The 4,936-nt window shown below is 34.7% G+C and carries 6 protein-coding genes; 2 read left to right on the forward strand and 4 right to left on the reverse strand.

Annotated features, from left to right (window positions below; all coding sequences use genetic code 11):
- The coding region (locus tag HRT72_04255) for a phosphatidate cytidylyltransferase (GenBank protein NQY66920.1) at positions 1 to 640 on the forward strand (640 nt) is incomplete at its 5' end.
- Positions 641 to 663: 23 nt separating this feature from the next.
- Positions 664 to 1,323: a phosphatidylserine decarboxylase family protein gene (locus HRT72_04260; GenBank protein NQY66921.1), complete on the forward strand. Its 660-nt coding sequence runs from the start codon at positions 664 to 666 to the stop codon at positions 1,321 to 1,323.
- On the opposite strand, the gene HRT72_04265 is transcribed toward HRT72_04260, so the two are convergent.
- The 4 genes from HRT72_04265 to HRT72_04280 all read right to left on the reverse strand — a co-directional run.
- Positions 1,320 to 1,790, reverse strand: a complete 471-nt coding sequence (locus tag HRT72_04265) for a hypothetical protein (protein NQY66922.1) — start codon at positions 1,788 to 1,790, stop codon at positions 1,320 to 1,322. The two genes, HRT72_04260 and HRT72_04265, sit on opposite strands and share 4 nt — an antisense overlap.
- A 10-nt stretch (positions 1,791 to 1,800) precedes the next feature.
- Positions 1,801 to 2,718: a GNAT family N-acetyltransferase gene (locus tag HRT72_04270; GenBank protein ID NQY66923.1), complete on the reverse strand. Its 918-nt coding sequence runs from the start codon at positions 2,716 to 2,718 to the stop codon at positions 1,801 to 1,803.
- Positions 2,719 to 2,778: 60 nt separating this feature from the next.
- Positions 2,779 to 4,083 carry a hypothetical protein gene (locus HRT72_04275; protein ID NQY66924.1) on the reverse strand — a complete coding sequence of 435 codons (1,305 nt, stop codon included), beginning with the start codon at positions 4,081 to 4,083 and terminating at the stop codon, positions 2,779 to 2,781.
- Positions 4,084 to 4,088: 5 nt separating this feature from the next.
- Positions 4,089 to 4,936: UDP-N-acetylglucosamine 2-epimerase (locus tag HRT72_04280; protein NQY66925.1), on the reverse strand; the 848-nt coding region annotated here is incomplete at its 5' end.

The raw sequence follows: 4,936 nt of genomic DNA on the forward strand, positions 1-4,936 counted from the left end.
AAATTGGTTTCTAATTCTTATTGGAATTATTCTATACTCCAGTTTTGGCTATGCTGCATTCTTCGATTCCCCTAAATACCTATTAACGAGCTTACCCTTTATAATGACGTTACTAGTAAGGGAGATCTTTAAAGAAAAAAGCAATCACTTTAAACGATCGTCTAATTCTATTTTAGGCCTTATATACGTTGCCCTACCCATATCCCTTTTAAGCTTCCTAGCCGTAGTTAATGGAGAATATGAATACGAACTAGTACTTGGGTATTTTTTACTCCTATGGGCAAATGATACCGGCGCTTACATTTTTGGTGTTTCGCTTGGTAGAAATAAGCTCTTCGAAAGGATTTCAGCTAAGAAAACATGGGAAGGTACTATTGGAGGTGCCATAACAACTATAGGTGTTGCTTACGGTATACACTCCTATACAAATACTTTAACATTACAAGATTGGATTATCGTTTCTTTAATTGTTGTGGTATGGGGATCTTTAGGAGATCTAGTTGAGTCTTCATTCAAGAGAACAATTAAAGTGAAAGATTCTGGATCGATTCTTCCTGGACATGGCGGAGTATTAGATAGATTTGACGGTTTGTTAATTTCTCTACCCGTTGTAGTAACATATTTATATTTGTTCGCCTAACTTTGCACAAGAAGTAAATTTCAATGGAAATTCATAAAGAAGGATATAATTCATTAATACTGGCTGTAGTTGTCTGTTCAACTATAAGCTACGCTACAATGAATACTGTAGAGAACCCAATACTTTCTGCCTTAATTTATTCCATTTGCGGGTTATGCTTTTTTATAGTGCTTCAATTTTTCAGAAGCCCACAAAGACAATCGTATTCTAAGAACAATTTAATACATGCTCCGGCAGACGGAGAAGTGGTTGTTATTGAAGAGATTGATGAAGCACAGTATTTCAACGAAAAGAGAATTCAAGTATCTATATTCATGTCGCCTTTAAACGTACATGTAAATTGGTATCCGATATCAGGCACTGTTGAAACAGTAAAGTATATTCCAGGAAAACATTTAGTAGCATGGAATCCAAAGTCATCTACTGATAATGAAATGACCAACGTGATAGTGAAACATGCCAATGGAATGAAAATTCTCGTTAAACAAATTGCAGGTGCGCTTGCAAGAAGAATAGTTTATTATTCAAAAGAACAGGATGATGTAAAGCAGGGAGACCAAATTGGCTTCATTAAATTTGGTTCTCGAGTTGATCTTATTCTACCAGCAAGTGTAGTACTTAATGTAAAGATTGGTGACAAAGTAACAGGCAGTGAAACTGTAATTGCCAAGTTCGATTCTTAGAACATTCCCATTACAGCATCGGCGATTTGAGAAAAGAATAGCGATCCAATCCCTGCCCAAATAAGTGCTGAAATATACATCGATATTAAAATCTTAGTCTTTCCTTCAAAAAAACGTCTTGCCAAAAACAAGGCGAAAGGGTAAGACAATATTGGTGACAATATAGCAAGTCCCATTATTCCATACTTATCCATAGTCTTTTTAACGAAACTGTCCTTATTAATTACATCTTCGTCTTCTTTACTATAGGCTTTTTTAAAGATCTTGGATTCAACCTTCATCCACATTTTCAGTACTGGCTCGGCAAGGTAATAAAAAACGGTGATCCCGATAATCCCTCCAACAGAAGTACAAACAAATGCTTTCTCGAAATTAAATCCATAAATCACAGCTAATGAGCTCCCTCCCAAAAGTTGCTTTATAGCACTTAATAAAATCACTGATATTACCTCTATTATCTCCGACATGCTTTCCCCTCTAATATCTATTCCAATACTTATGTTTTATCTTCTTTAAGGCTCCAAGAAGAGGAGGCATTCTATCAATTGTAACGGATGAAGATTCGTCATCTACACCTCCAAAGTTTTTATAAAACCCTGCCACTGATTCAACATTCGACCCTCCAAAGTGCAATAAATCAAAATCAGAAATATATTCCTCTATCAAAGAGTCGAAGATTAAATGCATCGCCCCTAATTCTTTACCAAATTCATCAGAAGCCCCTTTTAAATATGTAATTGTATTACTATACAATAGAAAAAAGCAAGCCGAAACTACTTTCTGATCTTGAACAGCTTCTACTATTATTCCATTTCCTTGTTCTATTGCGCGCAACATTAATTCATCAAGCTTATCATAATGATCTTCCGAAAAAGCCTTCAATCCTTTTTTATTCACTGTTTTAAATAGACGAATAACCTCGGTATAATCTCTTACAAACCTACACGTCACTTCGTTTTTCTTTGCCTTACTAATATTTCTTTTTGCATTCTTATTGAAACCCTTCCTTATTAGTTCTAAGTCATTCAACTCTAATATTTGGTGCTTTGTTACCTCGATCTTAAGTCCACCTAAGGATAGCCCGTTATTAACTTTAAGAGAAATATGTTTGACACTCTCTGGGATTTCCGATAACAATAGAGTTAAATCTGTATTTGCCCCATTGACTCCGAGTTCGTGACAAAAAAAAGGCTGGTAAATGATATCCATCCCGTATTTCTGATTTATAGGCAGCGGCATTATTGTTTCATAATCATCTCCCACCAATGCATCCCATCTATCGCATACAGCCGACAAAAACCATGATTCTAAACAAATATTCTCATTATTACGAAGTTTTAACGACCTATCCCATTTTCCTAGGTCAATGTCTTTATGTTCAACGTAATTAATCATTTCTGTATTTTGCTCATTTAATTAAGACTGATACCTGTTCAGCATTACTTGAAAAAGAACTTAGGCGACCGCCTTTTCTAACATTTTTTCATAAACATATCTCCAGCCAACCCAATTTTTATCTTCACTAAGAGTTTCATTATGCCAAAGACTAATAAACGTACCATCTACCTTTTTAATTTCTTCAATTACCTTATTTATTTCTACAACAGCTTCAGCCGGGGATAGTTTTAAATAATACTTTAAAGTTGCTTCCATAACTGCGAAAGGATGCATACTTAGCTTCGTCTCTACTTCTAAATCCAAATCGTAAAAATTATAAGACGAACATAGCCCTGCTCTAAACCCCACTTCAGAAGCATATCCCAAACTATAGTCGTCGGTAATATCGCGCTCAATTAAGTTTCTAAAAGTGTAAGGAAAAGTAAATTTCAAAAAGTGCTGGCGACTTTTGGTAACCTCTCTTTTTAATATTTTAGTTAACCTTCTTTTCTCCTGAAACAGTTTTTCGATTTTCTGATTCGAACCAAAAGATGGGTGAATACCAACATCTGATGAGTCAGCAATTAATTTTATCAGAGACTGAAACTTCTTACTTGTAACCGGAACATTTTTATCGTTAAAACCATAATCGGCAACAAGGAAAAAATAGATTGGCTTTACACTAAACTTTTTATTAATCTCATGTTGATATTGATATGTATCATATGGATCTTTTAACGAACCAAAAATCACGGCCGTCCTTTCTTTTGACTCCACCCAATTACCTGTAAATATCGATTTCAGATAACCGCCAAGTGTACGCAAAAAGCCCTTTTCTAAATATGCATATGCATTATCAATATCAATGGTACTGATGTATTTGTACCGCTTTGCAGGAAACTTATAATCGGGATATCTCTTCTGAATAAGAGTTTGTATCTTTTTTGCCCAAATATTAATTACAGGCTTGTCTAAAAAGTTATTTTTAAACGCAACGCTTTCTCTGGCATTAAACCGATCATAAATATCCATTATATGAGGAAGATATTCCTCATACCTTGTTGCGAGAAAGAAAGAAGCTGCAAATGGATCGAACGGCCAATGAGAGGCTGGCCCAGTTTGATAAAAGCCAATAGTTTCCTCGAAATTTACGACATGGATCTCTTGCTCAAAAATTCCAGACTCAAGCAATAACTTACTTGAAAGAAAAAATATCTCGTCATCAATTTTCTTTTTAGAATAATTGATTTTAGGACCTACGTATGACTTAAATTCTTCTACATTCGTTGTGAAAGACAGCTCGCATTTAAGAATTTTACTAAAAATCAGATTAAAAGAATACCTGATTCTATTTGTTTTCTTTGGTGTATAAACTAGAATCATAAGTTTTAATTTTTTCCAATATGCTCAATTATCCTTTCACAAATAAAGTATGCTGCTCTTCCGTTGCCATAAAACTCAGGGAATGTGAAATCACTCTTTCCCATTAATTCTTCATAAGCAGCAACAATCTTTTCTTCATCAGCATCTGCGATAATGTTATTTCCATTATCTACCAATTCCATCCATTCCGATTCACTTCTTAATACAACACAAGGCTTTTTAAAGAAGAATGCTTCCTTTTGAACACCACCAGAATCTGTCATTATAATCTGTGTATTTTTCTCCAACGCAACAACATCTAGATAAGATACGGGAGGAATAATTTTAATCCATTCGCTATTCATTATTTCCGAATATGTTTCGGTCGTCAACTTTTTTTTGAGCAAATGTGTTGTTCTCGGATGCAGTGGAATAACAACAGGAATTCTATTTTCAATCCCAATTTTATTCAATGTCAAGAACAAAGCATTAAGCCTTTCTGGAATATCTGTGTTATTATCTCTGTGTATTGTTGAAAGGATATAATTATTTGATTCAAGGCCTAAATCCTTCAGTATAGTCGATACGGAGTCTGACTTTTTAGAAAAATACAGACTATTATCAAGCATTAAATCCCCACATTGAAACACGCCAGGGTTATCTATACTATATGGGGAATTCGCCTTTATGTTAAAGCCTTCATCATGTAGATGTGATAGTCCTATATCAGTAGGTGCAAACAATAAAGTCGATACATGATCGCAAGTAATTCTATTAATTTCTTCTGGCATTCTTTTATTAAATGATCTAAGCCCAGCTTCAATATGTACTACTGGGATATTCATTTTTGCCGCCGCCAATGCTCCAGCCACGG

The organism is Flavobacteriales bacterium (assembly GCA_013214975.1).
In the GTDB taxonomy this organism is placed as follows: Bacteria; Bacteroidota; Bacteroidia; order DT-38; family DT-38; genus DT-38.